This is a genomic window from Pseudomonas sp. 32_A (assembly GCF_017490905.1).
Taxonomy (GTDB): domain Bacteria; phylum Pseudomonadota; class Gammaproteobacteria; order Pseudomonadales; family Pseudomonadaceae; genus Aquipseudomonas; species Aquipseudomonas inefficax.
Window position 1 is genome coordinate 144,105 of the sequence record NZ_JAFGYI010000002.1, and the last position, 19,401, is coordinate 163,505.

Here is a 19,401-nt window from a genome sequence, read left to right on the forward strand (position 1 = left end):
TGTGAGGCCTGTAGCTACAACATCTTTTCCAAGCCGACCGCCTTGCTGATCCAGGCATTGAACCGTCGCCATATCCCACCAGGCTCGGCGGTCAGCATGTGCTGGTGGCCATTGTCCTCGGTCGCCCACACCATCTGGTCACCCACCAGCTTCACCTGATAGCTCAATGCAGGCGCCATACCCTGCTGGGCCAGCTCGCGGGTGTATTCAGCCAGCTCCGGGCTATCCACCAGTACGCCTACCTCGGTATTCCACAGCACCGAACGCGGATCGAAGTTGAATGAGCCGATGAATGTCTTGCGCCGGTCGAACACGATCGCCTTGGTATGCAGGCTCGAATCCGAGCTGCCGTGATAACTCAAGCGCCCGGCGCTGGGGTCGCCTGGCTGGCGGCGAAGCTCGTACAGCTGCACGCCGTGCTCGAGCAAGGCCCGGCGATATGGCGCATAGCCGCCATGCACGGCCGGCACGTCGGTGGCCTCGAGCGAGTTGGTCAGCAGCTTCACCGAAGTGCCGGCATCGGCGCGGCCGGTCAGGTACAGCAAGCCCGGCTCGCGCGGCACGAAGTAGGCCGACATCAGGATCAGCTCGCGCTGCACGCTGGCCAGGTCCGGCGCCAGTTGCTGGCTCAGCAGCAATTGCGGGTCCGGTTCGTCATTGGCCAGTACTTTGCTCGGCGCATCCCACAGCGCCTGGGCATGGGCCCAGATCAGCTCGTTGCGCCACACATCCAGGCGCGGCTGCGACTGGTAGGCCATCAGGCGATCATACAGGGCTTTGCGCTGGGTCCTGGCTTCGGCCAGCGACACTTCCAGGCGGTGGCGGCTGGCGCGCAGGTCGCTGGCATCCGGGTCGTGCCAGAGGAAGTCGGTGATCGGTCGGCTGAGGGCGCTATTCCAGTACTGGTCGAAGCTGTGCCCCAACTGTTCGGCTATCGGGCCTACTCCTAGCAGGTCGATGTCGGTGAAGTTCAGGTTGGGTTCGGCATCGAAATACTCGTCGCCCAGGTTGCGCCCGCCGACGATGGCCATGCTGTTGTCCACCAGGAACAGCTTGTTGTGCATGCGCCGATGCTGGCGCGACAGGTTGAACAGGCGGCCCACGGCGCGTGTCACGCCGGTGCTGCGGCCCAGGTGCAGCGGGTTGAACACGCGGATGTGGATGTTCGGGTGGGCATCGAGGGTGCCCATGATGACGTCCAGGCCGTCGCTGGTAGTGTCGTCGAGCAGGATGCGCACGCGCACGCCGCGGTCGGCGGCGCGCAGCAGCTCATGCACCAGGGCACGGGTGCTGAGGCCATCGTGGACGATGTAGTACTGCAGGTCGATGCTCGCCTGGGCGTTGCGGATCAGTTCGGCGCGGGCGCGGAACGCCTCGTTGCTGTTGGGCAACAGGCGAAAGCCCGAGCGGCCGTCGTAGGGCGCGGCCTGGCGCAGCACCGAGCGGCCGAAGGCCGAGTCGTTGGCGGGTAGCGCCTGGCTGGTCTCGCGGGGCGTGCCGACGCTGGCACAGCCGGCAAGGCCAAGCAGCAGCACCAGCAGCAGAGGCAGGGCTCGCTGGAGTCTCAAGGGTAGATCGTCCTGTGCAACGAAGGCTTGAAGGATTGGACCGTGATGGGCGGCGCAAAGTTACGCGCCGGCGTTTTCTTCATCCAGTAGACGAAGGGCGGTTTCACCCACCTTGCGCACGGCAGCTTCGATCTGCGGCGTTGGCCGCGCGGCGAAGTTCATGCGCAGGCAGTGGCGGAATTTGCCCGAGGCCGAAAAGATGCTGCCCACGGCAACCTGCACGCCCTCTTCCAGTAAAGCGCGGTTCAGCCGCAGCGTATCGAAATGTTCAGGCAACTCCACCCACAGCATGAAGCCGCCCTGGGGCCGGCTGACCCGGGTGCCCGCCGGGAAGTAGCGGGTCACCCAGGCGCTCATCAGGTCGCGACCACGCTGGTACTGGCTGCGCATGCGCCGTACGTGGGGCTGGTAGTGCCCGCCAGCGATGAAGTCGGCGATGGCCAGCTGGGGCTGGCTGGCCGTGCTGCCGGTACTGATGTATTTCATGTGCAGCACCCGCTCCAGGTAGCGCCCGGGCGCTACCCAGCCTATCCGCAGGCCGGGGGCGAGGGTCTTGGAGAACGAGCTGCAAAGCAGCACACGACCATCGTCGTCGAACGACTTGAGTGTGCGCGGGCGCGGGTAGGTATAGGCAAGGTCGCCATAAACATCGTCTTCCAGGATGGCCACGTCGTAGCGTTGAGCCAGGCCCAGCAGCGCCTTCTTGCGGGCCTCGGGCATGATGTAGCCGAGCGGGTTGTTGCAGCTGGGGGTGATCTGGATGAGCTTGATCGGCCACTGTTCCAGGGCCAGCTCAAGCGCTTCCAGGCTGATGCCGGTGACCGGGTCGGTGGGGATTTCCAAGGCTTTCATGCCCAGGCCCTTCAGGGTCTGCATGGCGCCGTGGAAGCTTGGGGAATCGACCGCGACGATATCGCCCGGCTCGCACACGGCGCGGATGCTGCATGACAGTGCCTCATGGCAGCCGGTGGTAATTACCAGGTCGGCCGGGCTCAGGCGGCAGCCGGAGTCAAGCATCAGCCGGGCCACCTGTTCGCGCAGGGCCAGGTTGCCGTGGATGTTGTCGTAGTACAGGCCAGGCATGTCTTGCCGCCGGCTCAGCTGGGCGAGGCTGCGCAGCAGTGGCTTGAGGGTGGGGCTGTCAATGTCGGGCATGCCACGGCCGAGCTGCACCACATTCTGGCGCGGGGTGCTGCGTATCAGTTCCAGCACCTGTTCCCACTGCGAGATGTCCACCGGGCGTTGGGCCGGGCGGCTGACAGCGGGCAGTGCCGGCAGCTGGCGGTGGTCGCTGACGAAGTAACCGGACTTGGGTCGGGGCGAGACCATGCCGCTGTCTTCCAGCATGCGGTAGGCCTGTTGCACGGTGCTCAGACTGACCCCGTGCTCCACACTCAGCGCGCGCACTGACGGCAGGCGCTGGCCGGGGCGGTAGAGCCCCTGCTCGATGCGGGCACCGAGCAACTCGGCGAGGTTCAGGTAAAGGGTCACGGCATACTCCTGCCCTGCAATAGGGTAGCGACCGGTACAGTTGCTATGAAAATACAGCATTCAGTCTGTCTGCGGCCAATTCTGTATGGGAATAATAAGGCTGTATTGGATCTGTATTGTCGGTGCTGTCGACGCGCATGCTTTCTCCACGGTATCAATCGAATGGAGAACGCAGCGATGGGTGGCATGAGCGATGTGCGCTTGCAACTGTTGGCCAGGGAACTGGAAGCCGGGCAGCAGGCCAAGGTGTTCAACGCGCCGGAAGGGTTGGGGCGTTGGGGGCTGATGCTGCATCGCTGGTACACCCGCAGGGCGCTGTTGCAGCTGACTGATGATGAGTTGCGCGATGTCGGGCTGAGCTGGGAGCAGGCCCGGACCGAGGGGCGTAAGCCCTTCTGGAAGGACTGACCATACAAATGTTGCGCGGTCGATGTAGGAGCGGCCTTGTGTCGCGATAGGGCCGCAGAGCGGCCCCAGCGATATTTGCGGCAAAGCTGAAACCTGGGGGCGCTACGCACCCCTTTCGCGACACAAGGCCGCTCCTACAGGGACCGCGCAGCTTTCAGATCAGCTCTTTCAGGCGATGCCACAGCATCCCCAACGCCAGCAGCGGTGAGCGCAGGTGCTTGCCCCCGGGGAAAGTGATGTGCGGCACTTTGGCAAACAGGTCGAACCGCCCGCTTTCCTGGCCGCTGATAGCCTCGCCCAGCAAGCGTGCGGCCAGGTGGGTGGCGTTGAGCCCATGGCCAGAGTAGGCCTGGGCGTAATACACGTTCGGCTGGCTGGCCAGGCGGCCGACCTGCGGCAGGCGGTTGGCGCCGATGCCGATCATGCCGCCCCACTGGTAGTCGATGCGTACGTCGGCCAGCTGCGGGAACACCTTGAGCATCTTCGGCCGCATGTAGGCGGCAATGTCCTTCGGATCGCGGCCCGAGTAATGGCAGGCACCGCCGAACAGCAGGCGGTTGTCGGCAGAGAGGCGGTAGTAATCCAGCGCGACACGCTGGTCACACACTGCCATGTTCTGCGGTAGCAGCGCGCGGGCGCGTTCCTCGCCCAGCGGCTCGGTGGCGATGATGTAGCTGCCGGCTGGCAGCACCTTGCCGCCCAGCTCGCGGTTGAGGTCGTTGTGGTAGGCGTTGCAGCACAGCACCAGAGTCTTGGCGCGTACCCGGCCCTGGGCGGTGTGTACCTGTACTTCCGGGCCGTAGTCGATGCGTGTGACCTCGGACTGCTCGAACAGCTTCACGCCCAGGCGGCTGGCCACGGCAGCCTCGCCCAGGGCCAGGTTGAGCGGGTGCAGGTGCCCGGAGCCCATGTCGACCAGCCCGCCGACATAGCAGTCGGCACCGACCACGCTGTGGATATCGTCCTTGCCGACCAGGTGCAGTTCATGTGCGTAGCCGAGGCCGCGCAGTTCTTCGGCATCCTCCGCAAAGCCCAGCAGTTCGGCGGGTTTGTTGGCCAGGTCGCAGTAACCCCAGGTCAGGTCGCAGGCGATGGCATGCCTTTCGACCCGCTCGCGGACAATCTGCACGGCTTCCAGGCCCATCAGCTTCATGCTGCGCACGCCGTCCTCACCGATGACCGGCAGGAACTGCTCCAGGCCATGGCCAACGCCGCGGATCAGCTGGCCGCCATTGCGCCCGCTGGCGCCCCAACCGAGCTTGCGCGCTTCCAGCAGGATGACCGAGAAGCCGCGTTCGGCCAGTTCGATGGCGGTGTTCAGGCCCGAGTAGCCGCCGCCGACGATACACACGTCGGCGCTGTGCTCGCCTTGCAGGAAGGAGTGGTCGGGGTGTGGCGCGCTGCTGGCGGCGTAATAGGAGGCGGCGTGCTGCGCGCTGTGGATCATTGGGCAGGTCCTGAGGCTGGTGGGCTGAGAGGGAGGAGGATAAGCCGGGGTAGGGTGGTGGGCAACAAGGCGAGGGCTGCGCCCTCGTTCGCGGGTAAACCCGCTCCCACAGGGACAGCGCAATGCCTGATGCATCCACAATCCTGTGGGAGCGGGTTTACCCGCGAATGGGCCTATAATCGAACTTATCTATTTAGCTTTGTACCCAGCCATGTCCTGCAACCGCCACAAGATCCACTTCCTGCGCGAACTCATCCCTTCCTTCGAGTGCGAACCCGGCTGCCACGACTGCTGCGGCCCGGTCACCACTTCGGCGGAAGAAATGGCCCGCCTGCCGCGCAAGTCCCAGGCCGAGCAGGATGCCGCGCTGGAGCGCCTGGACTGCGTGCACCTGGGCCCCAACGGCTGCACGGTGTATGAGGAGCGCCCGATGATCTGCCGCCTGTTCGGCACCACGCCGCGCCTGGCCTGCCCGCGTGATCGTGGCCCTCAACAGATGATCGAGCCTGCTGCCGAGCAGCTGGTCCACCAGTTCATTGCCACCACCCGCCAGGTGCTGGTCTGACTTCAGTCCGGGATCGGCAGGCAAAGGCTTTCCTTCACCTCTTCCATCACGATGTAGCTCTTCGATTCGCGCACGTGCGGCAGCTTCAGCAGGATGTCGCCGAGCAGCTTGCGGTACGAGGCCATCTCGGAAATGCGCGCCTTCACCAGGTAGTCGAAGTCGCCTGAAACCAGGTGGCATTCCAGCACGTGAGGCAGTTTCAGCACCGCGCGGCGGAACTCCTCGAAGGTGTCGCCCGATTTGTAGTCCAGGCTGATTTCCACGAACACCAGCAGGCTGCCCTTGAGGTGCTGCGGGTTCAGGCGGGCGTTGTAGCCCATGATGATGCCCTCGCGCTCCAGGCGGCGGACCCGCTCGGTGCAAGGGGTGGTGGAAAGCCCGACTTTCTCGCCCAGTTCGGTGAAGGAAATACGCCCGTCGTTCTGCAGGATACGCAGGATGTTACGGTCGATCTTGTCCAGTTCACGCTTGCTCTGGTGCTGGGTTCTCATAGGGGATGCCCCTCCGTGAAAGGCGATTTTGCCGAGAATTCTCGCCAATAATAGGCTTTTATATAGTGAATTGCACTGCCTTCAAATTCCTATACTGCGCGCATTCATGCCATTTCAATAAAAGTCTGCGGCGCGCCGCGTGCGAGGGATAAAACGATGCGAGTTCTGGTACTTGGTAGCGGTGTGATCGGAACCGCCAGTGCCTACTATCTGGCCCGGCAAGGTTTCGAAGTAACGGTGGTCGATCGCCAGCCGGCGGTGGCCATGGAAACCAGCTTTGCCAACGCCGGCCAGATCTCGCCCGGCTATGCCTCGCCCTGGGCCGCCCCAGGCGTGCCACTGAAGGCCATCAAATGGCTGCTGGAGCGTCACGCGCCCCTGGCCATCAAGCTCACCGGCGACGTCGACCAGTACCTGTGGATGGCACAGATGCTGCGCAACTGCACCGCCAGCCGTTACGCGGTGAACAAGGAACGCATGGTGCGCCTGTCCGAGTACAGCCGTGACTGCCTCGACGAATTGCGCGCCGAAACCGGTCTCGCCTACGAAAACCGCAGCCTGGGCACCACCCAGCTGTTCCGTACCCAGGCCCAGGTGGATGCCGCGGCGAAGGACATTGCCGTGCTGGAACAGTCCGGCGTGCCTTACGAGCTGCTCGACCGCGATGGCATTGCCCGCGTCGAACCGGCCCTGGCTGGCGTGAAGGACATCCTGGCCGGCGCCCTGCGCCTGCCCAACGACCAGACCGGCGATTGCCAGCTGTTCACTACCAAGCTTGCCGAAATGGCCGTGAAGCTGGGCGTGGAGTTCCGCTTCGGCCAGGACATCCAGCGCCTGGACTTCGCGGGTGACCGCATCAATGGCGTATGGATCGACGGCAAGCTGGAAACCGCCGACCGTTACGTGCTGGCGCTGGGCAGCTATTCGCCGCAGATGCTCAAGCCGCTGGGCATCAAGGCCCCGGTGTACCCGCTGAAGGGCTACTCGCTGACCGTGCCGATCACCAACGCCGACATGGCCCCGACCTCGACCATTCTCGACGAGACCTACAAGGTTGCCATCACCCGTTTCGACAACCGTATCCGTGTCGGCGGCATGGCTGAAATCGCCGGTTTTGACTTGTCGCTGAACCCGCGTCGGCGCGAAACGCTGGAGATGATCGTCAACGACCTTTATCCTCGCGGCGGTGATCTGAGCCAGGCCAGCTTCTGGACCGGCTTGCGCCCGGCGACCCCGGATGGCACGCCGATCGTCGGTGCCACGGCGTTCCGCAACCTGTTCCTGAACACCGGCCACGGTACCTTGGGCTGGACCATGGCGTGCGGCTCCGGGCGCCTGCTGGCCGACCTGATTGCGCGCAAGAAACCGCAGATCAGTGCCGAAGGCCTGGACATTTCCCGTTATGGCAATAGCCCGGAAGTGGCCAAGCACGGGCAGACTGCGCCGGCTCACCAGCAGTAATAGCCTGTACCGGCCTATTCGCGGCTAAAGCCGCTCCCACAGGGATCGTATGTTCCCGGACATTTTGTGGTCCCCTGTGGGAGCGGCTTCAGCCGCGAAGAACCCAACACCGATTTCAACCCGAACCACCATAAGGCAGCCGCCATGCGTCCCGCCCGCGCCCTGATCGACCTCCAGGCCCTGCGCCACAACTACCGTCTGGCCCGTGAACTGACCGGTGCCAAAGCCCTGGCCGTGATCAAGGCCGACGCCTACGGCCACGGCGCCGTGCGCTGTGCCCTGGCCCTGGAAGCCGAAGCCGACGGCTTTGCCGTGGCCTGCATCGAAGAAGCGCTGGAGCTGCGCGCTGCCGGTATCAAGGCCCCGGTGCTGCTGCTGGAGGGCTTCTTCGAAGCCAGCGAACTGGCCCTGATCGCCGAGCACGGCCTGTGGTGCGTGGTTCACTCGCTGTGGCAGTTGGAAGCGATCGAAAAGACCCAGCTGCACAAGCCGCTCACCGTCTGGCTCAAGCTCGACAGCGGCATGCACCGCGTCGGCCTGCACCCCAAGGACTACCACGAGGCCTACCAGCGCCTGCTGGCCAGCGGCAGGGTTGCGCGCATCGTGCTGATGAGCCACTTCGCTCGCGCCGACGAACTGGATGCCGACGCCACCGCCCAGCAGATCGCCGTGTTCGAGGCTGCCCGCCAGGGCCTGGCCGCCGAATGCAGCCTGCGCAACTCCCCCGGTGTGCTGGGCTGGCCGCAGGCCCCCAGCGACTGGGTGCGCCCGGGCCTGATGCTGTACGGTGCCACGCCGTTCGAGGTGGCCCAGGCCGAGGCCGGGCGCCTGCAGCCGGTGATGACCCTGCAATCGCGGGTGATCAGCGTGCGCGAGCTGCCTGCCGGCGAGCCGGTGGGCTATGGCGCCAAGTTCGTCAGCCCACGGCCAACCCGTGTAGGCATCGTTGCCATGGGCTACGCCGATGGCTACCCGCGCCAGGCGCCCAACGGTACCCCGGTGCTGGTCGCTGGCAAGCGCACCCAACTGATTGGCCGGGTATCGATGGACATGCTCAGCATCGACCTGACCGATGTGCCGGAAGCCACCGTCGGCAGCCCGGTCGAATTGTGGGGCAAGCATGTTCTTGCCAGTGAAGTGGCCGCACACGCGGGTACCATTCCGTACCAGATTTTCTGCAACCTGAAGCGGGTACCGCGGGACTACATCGGCGAATGACACGCTGAAGCGGACAGGTTGAGGGGCGGTGTGTTGTAAATACTGAACGGCATTGCCATGATATCGTTCACATCCACCCCCCTTTCCACCGTTTCAGGAGGCTCCAGCTTTGGACGTCGGCGAACGACTGCAAGCCATCCGCAAGCTCAAGGGCCTGTCCCAGCGCGAACTCGCCAAGCGTGCCGGCGTGACCAACAGCACCATCTCGATGATCGAGAAGAACAGCGTGAGCCCGTCGATCAGCTCGCTGCGCAAGGTACTGAGCGGCATTCCCATGTCCATGGTCGAGTTCTTCTCGGTCGAACTGGAACCTGAAAGCCCCACGCAGATCGTCTACAAGGCCCATGAGCTGATCGATATCTCCGACGGTGCCGTGACCATGAAGCTGGTCGGCAAGTCGCACCCCAACCGTGCTATCGCCTTCCTCACCGAGGTATATCCACCGGGTGCCGACACGGGGGCCGAAATGCTTACCCATGACGGCGAAGAAACCGGCATCCTGCTCGAAGGCCGCCTGGAGCTGGTGGTCGGCAACGAGATATTCATCCTTGAAGAGGGTGACAGTTACTACTTCGAAAGCACCCGCCCGCACCGTTTTCGTAACCCGTTCGACCGGCCGGCGCGCTTGATCAGTGCGGCGACACCTTCAAACTTTTGATCCAGCGCAGTGCATTGATTCGGCAATACCCCTTTCCTGTGTGGGGTCGTTTCACGGCCTCTGGGTTCCCGCTATACTTTTCAACGCTCGCCGATCCGTGGCCGCGAGCGTGATTAGCCACCATGAGGGTGTTCGCGTGAACCAAATCAAGAAGATGCTGGCCGTACCAGCAGCCGTATTCGCCCTCTGGGCAATGAGCGCAACCGCTGCGACCAATGATGACATCGCCAAGCGCCTGGAGCCGGTTGGCCAGGTGTGTGTCCAGGGCCAGGAGTGCAAGGGCATGGAAGTGGCCGCCGCCGCAGGTGGCGGTGGTGCCAAGACGCCGGACGAGATCATCGCCAAGCACTGCAATGCCTGCCATGGCTCCGGCCTGCTCGGCGCGCCGAAGATTGGCGATACTGCGGCGTGGAAGGAACGCGCCGACCACCAGGGCGGCCTGGATGGCATCCTGGCCAAGGCCATTACCGGCATCAACGCCATGCCACCCAAAGGCACCTGCGCGGACTGCTCGGATGACGACCTGAAAGGGGCAATCAAGAAGATGTCCGGGCTGTGAGAAACAGCTGAATTGCATGAGGCCCGCCATTGATGGCGGGCTTTGTTTTTGTGGTGCCTGTACCGGCCCTTTCGCGGCTGAAGCCGCTCCCACAGGAATCTCGCAGTTCTTGAATCTTGTGCTGTAACTGAAAGGGCCGGTACAGGCAACCAACCCACCAAAGCCCATGTCCAACCCCTGAACCCATGGATGTCTCAGGAGGCCCCGATGCACCTCTGCTCCATCGACCAGGCTGTCGAGCAAGTCCTGTCGCGCCTGCCAGCCCATATCCACATGGGCCTGCCGCTGGGCCTGGGCAAGCCCAACGCCTTCGTCAACGCGCTCTATGCCCGCGTCCGCGAGCTACCGGAGCGGCAGCTGACCATCTACACGGCCTTGTCCCTTGGCCGCCCGCCACTGGGCGATGGCCTGCAACGGCGCTTTCTCGAACCCTTCGTCGAGCGCGTCTTCGCCGACTACGAAGAACTCGCCTACCTTGCTGATCTGCGCAACGACACGTTGCCTCGCAACATCCGCGTCGAGCAGTTCTTCATGCAGCCAGGCAGCTTGCTGCACAGCGCGCCGGCGCAGCAGGACTACATCAGCAGCAACTACAGCCATGCCGCGCGCGACATCAACGCCAAGGGCCTGAACCTGATCGCCCAGCTGGTGGCTGCTACCCCAGAACGGCCTGTCCATCTGAGCCTCGCCTGCAACCCGGATATCACCCTCGACCTGCTGCCGATGATCGCCAAGCGCCGCGCCGCTGGCGAAACGATCCTCATGCTCGGCCAGGTGCATGCCGAGCTGCCTTACATGCCGGGCGACGCCGAGCTGCCCATCGATTCCTTCGACCTGCTGCTCGACGAAGCTGAGCAGCGCCGCCTGTTCTCCACGCCAAACATGCCGGTCAACACCCAGGACCACTGTATCGGCCTGCACGCCAGCAGCCTGGTGCGTGACGGCGGTACGCTGCAGATCGGTATTGGTGCCATGGGCGATGCGGTCGCCGCGGCATTGCTGGCGCGCCAGGGCGACAACGCGGGCTACCGTGCGGTGCTCAATGCGCTGGATGTCGGCTCCTGGCGGGCGCTGATCGAGCGGGAAGGGGGCCTGGATACCTTCGCTCAAGGCCTGTATGGCTGCAGCGAGATGTTCGTCAACGGCCTGCTGGTGCTGGCCGAGGCAGGCCTGTTGCGACGCACGGCGGATAAGGAGGGCGCGTTGTTGCATGGCGGCTTCTTCCTCGGCCCGCAGGCGTTCTACCAGCGCCTGCGCGACATGCCGCTGGAACAGCGCGCAAGGTTTGCCATGACGCGTATCAGCTTCATCAACGAGCTATATGGGCAGGAAGAACTCAAACGCCGCCAGCGCCGCGATGCGCGCTTCATCAACACCGTGTTCGGCATGACCCTGCTCGGCGCCGGGGTGGCCGACCAGCTGGAGGATGGCCGGGTACTCAGTGGCGTGGGCGGGCAGTACAACTTCGTCGCACAGGGCCATGCGCTGGAGGGCGGACGCTCGATCCTGCTGCTGCGCAGCTGGCGTGAGGCGGGCGGGGAGGTGACCTCGAACCTGTTCTGGAACTATGGCCATTGCACCATCCCCCGGCACCTGCGCGATATCGTGGTGACCGAGTACGGCATTGCTGATTTGCGTGGGCAGACCGACAGCGAGGTGATTGCGCGGTTGCTGGCGGTGTGCGATTCGCGGTTCCAGCAGGGGCTGATCGAGCAGGCGAAAGATGCCGGCAAACTGGCCAGGGATTTTCAACTGGAGGCGCGCTTTACCGACAACACACCGCAGCGCCTGGAAGCGATCAGGGCGCGTCACTCGCAGTTGTTCCCGGAGTATCCGCTGGGCACGGACTTTACGGCCGAAGAGCGGGATTTGCTGCGGGCGCTGAACTGGTTGAAGGGCAAGTTCAAGCTGAGCGAGGTGCTGGCGCTGGGCAAGGCAGCGCTGGATGCGCCGGGGCCGGAGGGGTATGAGCGGCATCTGGCGCGGATGGGGCTGGATCAGCCGCAGGGGCTGAAGGAAGAGCTGTACCAGCGTTTGTTGCTGGCGGGGTTGGCGGCAACCTAATAGATCCCTGGGTGCATCGGTCCCCTGTGGGAGCGGGTTTACCCGCGAATGCGGTAGGGAATGTGCCATCGCATTCGCGGGTAAACCCGCTCCCACAGAGATCGCGTAGCGGCCTTACTCGATGAAGGTCACCACACCACCTTCCAGCGACTTCACCCGGGCCAGCGATTCAACGCGGTAGCCCTGGCTGTCCAGCTCGGCACGGCCGCCCTGGAACGACTTTTCGATCACGATACCCAGGCCGGCGACGGTGGCGCCGGCCTGCTTGATGATCGAGATCAGTGCCTGCGACGCCTTGCCGTTGGCCAGGAAGTCATCGATCACCAGCACGCGGTCGCTGCTGTTGAGGTGGCGCGGCGAGATGGCAACGGTGTTCTCGGTCTGCTTGGTGAAGGAGTACACCGAGGCGGTCAGCAGGTTCTCGGTCAGGGTCAGCGACTGGTGCTTGCGCGCGAAGATCACCGGCACACCCAGCTTCAAGCCGGTCATCACCGCCGGGGCAATGCCCGAGGCTTCGATGGTGACGATCTTGGTCACGCCCGCGTCGGCGAACAGGCGGGCGAACTCGTCACCGATCAGCTGCATCAGTGCAGGGTCGATCTGGTGGTTGAGAAACGCATCGACTTTGAGAACCTGATCGGAAAGCACGATGCCTTCTTCGCGAATCTTCTGATGCAGTGCTTCCACTGTGGTATTCCTCGATGTAACAAAGGTGGCCGCAAATAGCGGCAAAGTTAAAGAGTAATGGTTGATCAGCGTTTGAGCATTGCCCGGATATCGGCCAGGGCGTTGTTGCCCCGTGCGGCCTTCACCTCGACCGGCGCATCGTCCAGGCCTTCCCAGGCCAGGTCGTCCGGTGGCAGTTCGTCGAGGAACCGGCTGGGCGTGCAGTCGATGATTTCACCGTACTGCTTGCGCTTGGCGGCGAAGGTGAAGGCCAGGGTCTGGCGCGCGCGGGTGATGCCCACGTAGGCCAGGCGGCGTTCTTCTTCGATGGTGTCGGCCTCGATGCTGGAGCGGTGCGGGAGGATTTCCTCTTCCATGCCCATGATGAACACGTAGGGGAACTCCAGGCCCTTGGAGGCATGCAGGGTCATCATCTGCACACCTTCGGCGTTCTCTTCCTCTTCCTGCTGGCGCTCGAGCATGTCGCGCAGCACCAGCTTGCCGATGGCATCCTCGATGGTCATGTCACCCTCTTCGTCCTTCTCGAGGGTGTTCTTCAGCGCTTCGACCAGGAACCAGACGTTGCTGATGCGGAACTCGGCCGCCTTGTCGCTGGCGGTCTGCTGGCGGATCCAGTTCTCGTAGTCGATATCGCGGATCATCTCGTGCAGCGCGGCAATCGGGTCTTCCAGGGCGACCTTGTGGCGCACCCCGTCCAGCCAATGCTTGAAGCGCTGCAAACGCTCGGTGTAGCGGGCGTCCAGATGCTCGCCCAGGCCCAGCTCCTCGCTGGCGGCGTACATCGAAATACCGCGCTCGGTGGCGTAGTTGCCGAGTTTTTCCAGCGTGGTGGAGCCGATTTCGCGGCGCGGTACGTTGATCACCCGCAGGTAGGCGTTGTCATCGTCCGGGTTCACCAGCAGGCGCAGGTAGGCCATCAGGTCCTTGACCTCCTGGCGGCCGAAGAAGCTGTTGCCGCCCGACAGGCGATACGGCACCTGGTGGTGCTGCAGCTTCAGTTCGATCAGCTTGGCCTGGTAGTTGCCGCGGTAGAGGATGGCGAAGTCGCTGTACGGGCGGTTGGTACGCAGGTGCAGGGTGAGGATTTCCATGGCCACGCGTTCGGCCTCGGCTTCCTCGTTCTTGCAGCGGATGACGCGAATCTCGTCGCCCACGCCCATCTCGCTCCACAGTTGCTTCTCGAACGCGTGCGGGTTGTTGGCGATCAGCACGTTGGCGCAGCGCAGGATGCGGCTGGTTGAGCGGTAGTTCTGTTCCAGCATCACCACTTTCAGGGAGGGGTAGTCCTCCTTGAGCAGCATGAGGTTTTCTGGCCGGGCGCCACGCCAGGCATAGATCGACTGGTCGTCGTCGCCTACCACGGTGAACTGGTTGCGCATGCCGATCAGCATCTTCACCAGCAGGTACTGGCTGGCGTTGGTGTCCTGGTATTCGTCCACCAGCAGGTAGCGCACGCGGTTCTGCCAGCGCTCCAGCACATCGGGGTGCTCCTGGAACAGCTTGACCGGCAGCAGGATCAGGTCGTCGAAATCTACCGCGTTGAACGCCTTGAGCGTGCGCTGGTAGTGGGTGTAGACGATGGCGGCGGTCTGCTCGCGCGGGTTGCGCGCTTTCTCCAGGGCCTCGGCGGGCAGGATCAGGTCGTTCTTCCAGGCACCGATCATGTTCTTGATCTCGTCGATGCCGTCGTCGCCAGAGTATTCCTTCTGCATGATGTCCGACAGCAATGCCTTGATGTCGGACTCGTCGAAGATCGAGAACCCCGGCTTGTAGCCCAGGCGCTCGTGCTCCTTGCGGATGATGTTCAGGCCCAGGTTGTGGAAGGTGCACACTGTCAGGCCACGGCCTTCCCCCGGACGCAGCAGGGTGGCGACCCGCTCCTTCATCTCGCGCGCTGCCTTGTTGGTGAAGGTCATCGCCACGATGTACTGGGCACGAATGCCGCAGTTCTGGATGAGGTGGGCAATCTTGCGCGTGATCACGCTGGTCTTGCCCGAGCCTGCACCGGCGAGCACCAAAAGAGGGCCGCCGACATAGTCACGGGCTTCCTGCTGCCGGGGATTGAGTCGGGACATGCTAGAAACCGGGGGTCGCCAGAAAATAGCCGCGCATTCTAACAGGCATGGGGCGTTTGTGGCGCGACCGTCTGACGTCTGAGTCAAATATGTAAACGGGATTTGCCGGCTGGCGCAGTTTCGCGCAGGATGCACGACAAAATACGTCGGGATGCTACAGCGGTAAAAACATGCATTAAAGTGAAAATCATTTTCATTAATGCAGTAGCATACCTGGCAGTTTCCGTTGCACCGTGAAACCCTAAGGAGCCCGCTTGTCCACGCCTGTCGAACCATTGCGTTTGCTGCTGTTGGCCGATGAGCCGGAATGGGGCGCGCTGCTACGCGCGTGCATGCCTGCCCTGGGTGGCAGCGCTGTGCTGCTGACAGCGCCGAACTGGGAGTCGGTCGACAGCCTGTTCAACCAGGACCGCCAGGCCGTTGTGCTGGCAACCCCGGCCCTGCAGCCCGCGCCCGGGCGCTGCGAGCTGCCGAGCATCCTGCTGCTCGACCACGAGCCCCAGATAGCGCCCAGTGCTGTCAGCGACTGGCTGGTGCGTGACCAGCTCAATGCCGACACCTTGCGCCGCTCGCTGCGCCATGTGCGCGAGCGCGGTGTGCTGGTGGCCACCTTGCAGCGCCTGGCCGAGCAGGACCCGTTGACCGGCATCGCCAACCGCCAGGGCTTCCAGGCCTTGCTGACCGCGCGCCTGGCCGAGAACGACGGCGGTGGCCTTGCCCTTGGCCACCTGGACCTGGACAACTTCCGCCACGTCAACGACGCCCTCGGCCACCAGAGTGGCGACCGCCTGATCCTGCTGGTGGTGGCGCGCCTCAAACAGCAACTGGAGGCGGGCGACCAGCTGGCGCGCCTGGGCAGCGACGAGTTCGCCCTGCTGATCGATACCCGACGCGATCCCAACCGTGCCGAATGGATTGCCGAGCGGATTGTCGAGGCGTTGGCCGAACCCTACTGGGTCGACGGCGAAAGCCTGTTGCTGGGCTGCAGCCTGGGCCTGGCCCATGCCCGTGCCCAAGGTGGTGCCGACCCGTTGATGTGGCACGCGCACATCGCCATGCGCCAGGCCAAGGGCAGCCAGGGTTGCACTTTCCATGTGTTCAACGAGCGCATCAACCGCAATGCCCGCAGCCTTGCCGACCTGGAAAGCGAACTGCGCCGCGCCTTGCGCCGGGACGAGCTGGAGCTGCATTACCAGCCGCGGCTGAACCTGGCCGACGGGCGCATCGTCGGCCTCGAGGCGCTGGTGCGCTGGCGGCATGCCGAGCGCGGCCTGTTGCCGCCCAGCGAGTTCGTGCCGCTGGCCGAGCAGAGTGGCCTGATCGTGCCGCTGGGGTACTGGGTGATATCCCGTGCCCTTCGCGACATGCAGGCGCTGTGCGAGCGCGGCCTGGAACCGCTGCACATGGCGGTCAACCTGAGCTTCCGCCAGTTCCAGGACAGCCAGCTGCTGGCGACCTTGAGCCGCCTGATCCTCGAGCATGGCGTGGATGCCCGCTGGCTGGAATTCGAGCTGACCGAAACGGCGGTCATGCGCCGTAACGAGCTGGTGCGCCAGACCATGGACGCCCTGGGGCGTCTGGGCGTGCGCTTTTCGCTCGATGATTTCGGTACCGGGTTCTCTTCGTTCGTGCACCTCAACAGCTTGCCGATCACCTTGCTGAAGGTGGACCGCAGCTTTGTCGCGGAAATGGAAATGCGCGAGGAGAACCGCAAGCTCGTGCACGCCATGATCAACCTGGCGCACAACCTCAACCTCGAAGTGGTGGCCGAGGGGGTGGAGAGTGAGGAGCAGATGGCGTTGTTGCGCGGGTTTGGTTGTGACCAGGTGCAGGGGTTCCTGGTCAGCAAGCCGCTGCCGGTGGGGGAGCTGATGGAGTTTTTGCTGCAGGCGACCGGCTGCCAGTTGGGCGCAGTCCTTTAGGGCCCTTTCGCGGGTGAACCCGCTCCCACAGGCTTTTGCACAGGATTCTGACTTTGCGCATTCCCTGTGGGAGCGGGTTTACCCGCGAAGAGGCCCGCAAGTCAGGCCGAAGTCGTCGCCGCGCCACCAAACCCGGCTTTGCCCAAAAGCCGCTTCATCCGCCACTCAAAGCCAAAGGTAAGTGCCACCGCCGCACAAGCCAGCCCCAACGCCAGCCCCCACCACACGCCAACCGCGCCACCGCCCAGGGTAAAGGTGAACAGCCAGGCGCTCGGTGCCCCCACCAGCCAGTAACACACCAGGCCGATCAGGAAGGTGGTCTTGGCATCTTTCAGCCCACGGATCGAGCCCATCGCGATCGTCTGCATGCCATCGAACAGCTCGAACCACGCCGCCACCATCAGCAACTGCACCGCCAGCTGGAAGATCGCCGCAAATGCCGGGTCGTCACGGTCGATGAACAACCCCACCAGTGCATCGGGCAGCAGCCAGAACAGCGCGGCGAAGGCAAACATGATCATTGCCCCGAAGCCGATGCCCACTCGCCCGGCGCTGCGCGCCGCCAGCAGGTTGCCGGCGCCGTAGTACAGCCCCACGCGCATGGTCACCGCATACGACAACCCGGTAGGCACCATGAATGCCGTGGAGACGATCTGCAGGGCGATCTGGTGCGCCGCCAGCTCGGTGCTGCCCAGTACGCCCATGCACAGCGCGGCGAAGGCGAACAGGCCGACTTCCACCATGTAGGTGCCGCCAATCGGCAGGCCCAGCCGCCACAGCTCGCGCAGGGCCGGCAGCGACGGGCGTGACAGGCCCTTGCGCAGCGGGTAGGCGGCATACGCCGTGTGCCAGCGGATATACAGCGCCAAGGCAATGGCCATGCCCATCGACACCACCGCAGTGACCAGGCCGATGCCCATCAGGCCCAGCTTGGGCAGGCCGAACATGCCTTCGATCAGCGCCACGTTGAACAGGTAGTTGAGCACCGTGCCTACCAGGCTGATGACCATCACCGGGGTAGACCGGCCCAGCGCGCTGGTGAAGCCGCGCAAGGCCATGAAGGTCAGGTAGCCGGGCAGGGCCAGTGGCAGCAGGGTGAGGAATTCGGCGGCCGAGGCAACGTTCTCGGGCTTTTGCCCGAACAGCAGCAGTACCGGCTCAAGGTTCCACAGCACCAGCGCAGCGAACAGCGCCAGGCCCCAGGCCAGCCACAGGCCACCCTGCGCCAGGCGGGTGACGCCCTCGATGTCGTTGGCGCCCTTGCGAATCGCCACCAGGGTACCGACCGCAGCGATCACGCCCAGGCAGAAGATCGACACGAACGAGTAGCTTGCCGCGCCCAGACCGCCGCCAGCCAAGGCTTGCGGGCTGATGCGGGCCATCATCAGGGTATCGGTCAGCACCATCAGCATGTGCGCCAACTGCGAGGCGATCAGCGGCCCGGCCAGGCGCAGCAAAGCCTTGAGTTCAGTGGTGGGCGCGACATGCATGGGGCAGTCCTTTTCCTGGGGTGATCAACGAAGGGCGATTCTGAGGCTTTGGTCAACTTTGCACAAAAGGATAAAAGCGATCATTGGCATGAGTATGACTCATGCATATATGCTCCCCGGTGATTCACCCCACAACCCCATATGGCAGGTGCCTCATGTCCCGTCAGCTCCCCCCGCTGTATGCCCTGCGCGCATTCGAAGCCGCTGCGCGGCTAAGCTCCTTCACCCGCGCCGGCGAAGAGCTGTCGATTACCCAGAGCGCGGTCAGCCGGCATATCCGCACACTGGAGGAGCACTTTGCCTGCCGCCTGTTCGTGCGCAGCGGCCGCAGCCTGCAACTGACCGAAGCGGCGCGGGTGCTGCTGCCCGGCGTGCGCGAAGGCTTTGCCGCGCTGGAACGGGCTTGCGATACCTTGCGCGGTGAGGATGACATCTTGCGCATGAAGGCCCCCTCGACCCTGACCATGCGCTGGTTGCTGGCGCGCCTTAGCCGCTTTCGCCACTTGCAGCCTGGCAACGAAGTGCAGCTGACCAGCGCCTGGATGGATGTCGACCACGTGGACTTCAACCAGGAACCTTTCGATTGCGCAGTGTTGCTCAGCGACGGGGTGTTCCCGCCAGAATGGGAAGTGCGCAAGTTGTTCCCGGAGTTGTTGATCCCCGTGGGTGCGCCAGACTTGCTCGACGAGGAACCCTGGGACGAGCGTCGGCTGGCCTGCATCGAGCTGCTGCACCCCACGGTGGACAAGCGCGACTGGCGGGAATGGTTGGAGCGTATGGGGTTGAGTGACAAGGTTTCGCTCAGGGGCGGGCAGGTCTTCGACACGCTGGAGCTGGGCATGATTGCTGCGGCGCGTGGCTACGGCATTTCCATGGGCGATTTGCTGATGGTGGCCGAGGATGTGGCGCAGGGGCGGTTGAGCCTGCCTTGGCCGACGGCCGTGCCCAGCGGCATGGATTACTACCTGGTGTGGCCACGCACCCGGCGCGGCGGCGAGCGCCTGCGGCGGCTGAGCGCATTTCTCGAGCAAGAGGTGGCGGCTATGGATTTACCCGCTGTAGAAGTCCTGCCACGTCTCTGACTTCTGCGACGCGGCCCCTGTGGGAGCGGGCAAGCCCGCGAAAAGGGCATCACAGGAAAGCGCAAAGGTTTGCGAATATCCTTGCCCGACACTCAAGTATTCGCCGGCGACGCCGATTCACTGGCACCAGCGTCCCGGAAGAGGGCGCGCTTCCCGTCGATAACAAGCGGGTGGTCAGCGTGATCAGGATGATCCCGGCCTCTTGCCAGGAGCTT

16 protein-coding genes are annotated in these 19,401 nt (G+C 64.0%); 9 read left to right on the plus strand and 7 right to left on the minus strand.

Annotated elements, in window-relative coordinates:
- Positions 1 to 14 precede the first annotated feature (14 nt).
- Both J5M58_RS02000 and J5M58_RS02005 read right to left on the minus strand, forming a co-directional pair.
- Positions 15 to 1,568, minus strand: coding sequence for a phospholipase D family protein (locus tag J5M58_RS02000; RefSeq protein WP_112249407.1), 1,554 nt, complete (start codon positions 1,566 to 1,568; stop codon positions 15 to 17).
- 60 nt (positions 1,569 to 1,628) lie between these two features.
- Positions 1,629 to 3,059: a PLP-dependent aminotransferase family protein gene (locus J5M58_RS02005; protein WP_181457286.1), complete on the minus strand. Its 1,431-nt coding sequence runs from the start codon at positions 3,057 to 3,059 to the stop codon at positions 1,629 to 1,631.
- A gap of 177 nt (positions 3,060 to 3,236) precedes the next feature.
- Between J5M58_RS02005 and J5M58_RS02010 the strand changes: the two genes are divergently transcribed.
- On the plus strand, positions 3,237 to 3,467 hold the full coding sequence (locus J5M58_RS02010) for a DUF1127 domain-containing protein (RefSeq protein ID WP_112249405.1): 231 nt from the start codon (positions 3,237 to 3,239) through the stop codon (positions 3,465 to 3,467).
- Between the two features lie 154 nt (positions 3,468 to 3,621).
- Here the strand turns inward: J5M58_RS02010 and J5M58_RS02015 are convergent, their stop codons facing one another.
- A complete protein-coding gene (locus tag J5M58_RS02015) occupies positions 3,622 to 4,914 on the minus strand; it encodes an FAD-binding oxidoreductase (RefSeq protein WP_112249922.1) in 1,293 nt (430 codons plus the stop codon).
- A 211-nt stretch (positions 4,915 to 5,125) separates the two neighbouring features.
- On the opposite strand from J5M58_RS02015, the gene J5M58_RS02020 reads away from it, so the two are divergent.
- Positions 5,126 to 5,479: a YkgJ family cysteine cluster protein gene (locus J5M58_RS02020; RefSeq protein WP_207877023.1), complete on the plus strand. Its 354-nt coding sequence runs from the start codon at positions 5,126 to 5,128 to the stop codon at positions 5,477 to 5,479.
- A 2-nt stretch (positions 5,480 to 5,481) separates the two neighbouring features.
- Here J5M58_RS02020 and dadR read toward each other — a convergent pair whose 3' ends face one another.
- Positions 5,482 to 5,970, minus strand: coding sequence for a transcriptional regulator DadR (gene dadR, locus J5M58_RS02025; RefSeq protein WP_003258963.1), 489 nt, complete (start codon positions 5,968 to 5,970; stop codon positions 5,482 to 5,484).
- A 156-nt stretch (positions 5,971 to 6,126) separates the two neighbouring features.
- Between dadR and dadA the strand changes: the two genes are divergently transcribed.
- The 5 genes from dadA to J5M58_RS02050 all read left to right on the plus strand — a co-directional run bounded on the left by dadA (position 6,127) and on the right by J5M58_RS02050 (position 11,930).
- A complete protein-coding gene (dadA, locus tag J5M58_RS02030) occupies positions 6,127 to 7,431 on the plus strand; it encodes a D-amino acid dehydrogenase (RefSeq protein ID WP_112249918.1) in 1,305 nt (434 codons plus the stop codon).
- Between the two features lie 144 nt (positions 7,432 to 7,575).
- Complete coding sequence (gene alr / locus J5M58_RS02035) at positions 7,576 to 8,649, plus strand: alanine racemase (protein ID WP_207877024.1); 1,074 nt, start codon at positions 7,576 to 7,578, stop codon at positions 8,647 to 8,649.
- Between the two features lie 109 nt (positions 8,650 to 8,758).
- On the plus strand, positions 8,759 to 9,307 hold the full coding sequence (locus J5M58_RS02040) for a cupin domain-containing protein (protein ID WP_013974777.1): 549 nt from the start codon (positions 8,759 to 8,761) through the stop codon (positions 9,305 to 9,307).
- A 154-nt stretch (positions 9,308 to 9,461) separates the two neighbouring features.
- Positions 9,462 to 9,866, plus strand: a complete 405-nt coding sequence (locus J5M58_RS02045; protein ID WP_038408395.1) for a cytochrome c5 family protein — start codon at positions 9,462 to 9,464, stop codon at positions 9,864 to 9,866.
- Between the two features lie 207 nt (positions 9,867 to 10,073).
- Positions 10,074 to 11,930, plus strand: coding sequence for an acetyl-CoA hydrolase/transferase family protein (locus tag J5M58_RS02050; protein ID WP_207877026.1), 1,857 nt, complete (start codon positions 10,074 to 10,076; stop codon positions 11,928 to 11,930).
- Positions 11,931 to 12,044: 114 nt separating this feature from the next.
- Here the strand turns inward: J5M58_RS02050 and J5M58_RS02055 are convergent, their stop codons facing one another.
- Complete coding sequence (locus tag J5M58_RS02055) at positions 12,045 to 12,617, minus strand: xanthine phosphoribosyltransferase (protein WP_009683322.1); 573 nt, start codon at positions 12,615 to 12,617, stop codon at positions 12,045 to 12,047.
- Between the two features lie 65 nt (positions 12,618 to 12,682).
- Positions 12,683 to 14,692 (minus strand): DNA helicase Rep, encoded by a 2,010-nt coding sequence (rep, locus tag J5M58_RS02060; protein WP_085621535.1) that lies wholly within the window; start codon positions 14,690 to 14,692, stop codon positions 12,683 to 12,685.
- Between the two features lie 254 nt (positions 14,693 to 14,946).
- Between rep and J5M58_RS02065 the strand changes: the two genes are divergently transcribed.
- Positions 14,947 to 16,614 carry a bifunctional diguanylate cyclase/phosphodiesterase gene (locus J5M58_RS02065; RefSeq protein ID WP_207877028.1) on the plus strand — a complete coding sequence of 556 codons (1,668 nt, stop codon included), beginning with the start codon at positions 14,947 to 14,949 and terminating at the stop codon, positions 16,612 to 16,614.
- Between the two features lie 101 nt (positions 16,615 to 16,715).
- Here the strand turns inward: J5M58_RS02065 and J5M58_RS02070 are convergent, their stop codons facing one another.
- On the minus strand, positions 16,716 to 18,104 hold the full coding sequence (locus tag J5M58_RS02070) for a NorM family multidrug efflux MATE transporter (protein WP_207877030.1): 1,389 nt from the start codon (positions 18,102 to 18,104) through the stop codon (positions 16,716 to 16,718).
- Positions 18,105 to 18,259: 155 nt separating this feature from the next.
- Here J5M58_RS02070 and J5M58_RS02075 point away from each other — a divergent pair, with 155 nt between their 5' ends.
- Positions 18,260 to 19,186 (plus strand): LysR substrate-binding domain-containing protein, encoded by a 927-nt coding sequence (locus J5M58_RS02075; protein WP_112249912.1) that lies wholly within the window; start codon positions 18,260 to 18,262, stop codon positions 19,184 to 19,186.
- The last annotated feature ends 215 nt before the right edge of the window (positions 19,187 to 19,401 follow it).

Excerpts from the sequence above, each read along its gene's own strand:
- J5M58_RS02010 (WP_112249405.1), top strand. The coding sequence starts at position 3,237 with ATGGGTGGCATGAGCGATGTGCGCTTGCAACTGTTGGCCAGGGAACTG.
- J5M58_RS02015 (WP_112249922.1), bottom strand. The coding sequence starts at position 4,914 with ATGATCCACAGCGCGCAGCACGCCGCCTCCTATTACGCCGCCAGCAGC.
- J5M58_RS02020 (WP_207877023.1), top strand. The coding sequence starts at position 5,126 with ATGTCCTGCAACCGCCACAAGATCCACTTCCTGCGCGAACTCATCCCT.
- dadR (WP_003258963.1), bottom strand. The coding sequence starts at position 5,970 with ATGAGAACCCAGCACCAGAGCAAGCGTGAACTGGACAAGATCGACCGT.
- dadA (WP_112249918.1), top strand. The coding sequence starts at position 6,127 with ATGCGAGTTCTGGTACTTGGTAGCGGTGTGATCGGAACCGCCAGTGCC.
- alr (WP_207877024.1), top strand. The coding sequence starts at position 7,576 with ATGCGTCCCGCCCGCGCCCTGATCGACCTCCAGGCCCTGCGCCACAAC.
- J5M58_RS02045 (WP_038408395.1), top strand. The coding sequence starts at position 9,462 with ATGCTGGCCGTACCAGCAGCCGTATTCGCCCTCTGGGCAATGAGCGCA.
- J5M58_RS02050 (WP_207877026.1), top strand. The coding sequence starts at position 10,074 with ATGCACCTCTGCTCCATCGACCAGGCTGTCGAGCAAGTCCTGTCGCGC.
- rep (WP_085621535.1), bottom strand. The coding sequence starts at position 14,692 with ATGTCCCGACTCAATCCCCGGCAGCAGGAAGCCCGTGACTATGTCGGC.
- J5M58_RS02070 (WP_207877030.1), bottom strand. The coding sequence starts at position 18,104 with ATGCATGTCGCGCCCACCACTGAACTCAAGGCTTTGCTGCGCCTGGCC.
- J5M58_RS02075 (WP_112249912.1), top strand. The coding sequence starts at position 18,260 with ATGTCCCGTCAGCTCCCCCCGCTGTATGCCCTGCGCGCATTCGAAGCC.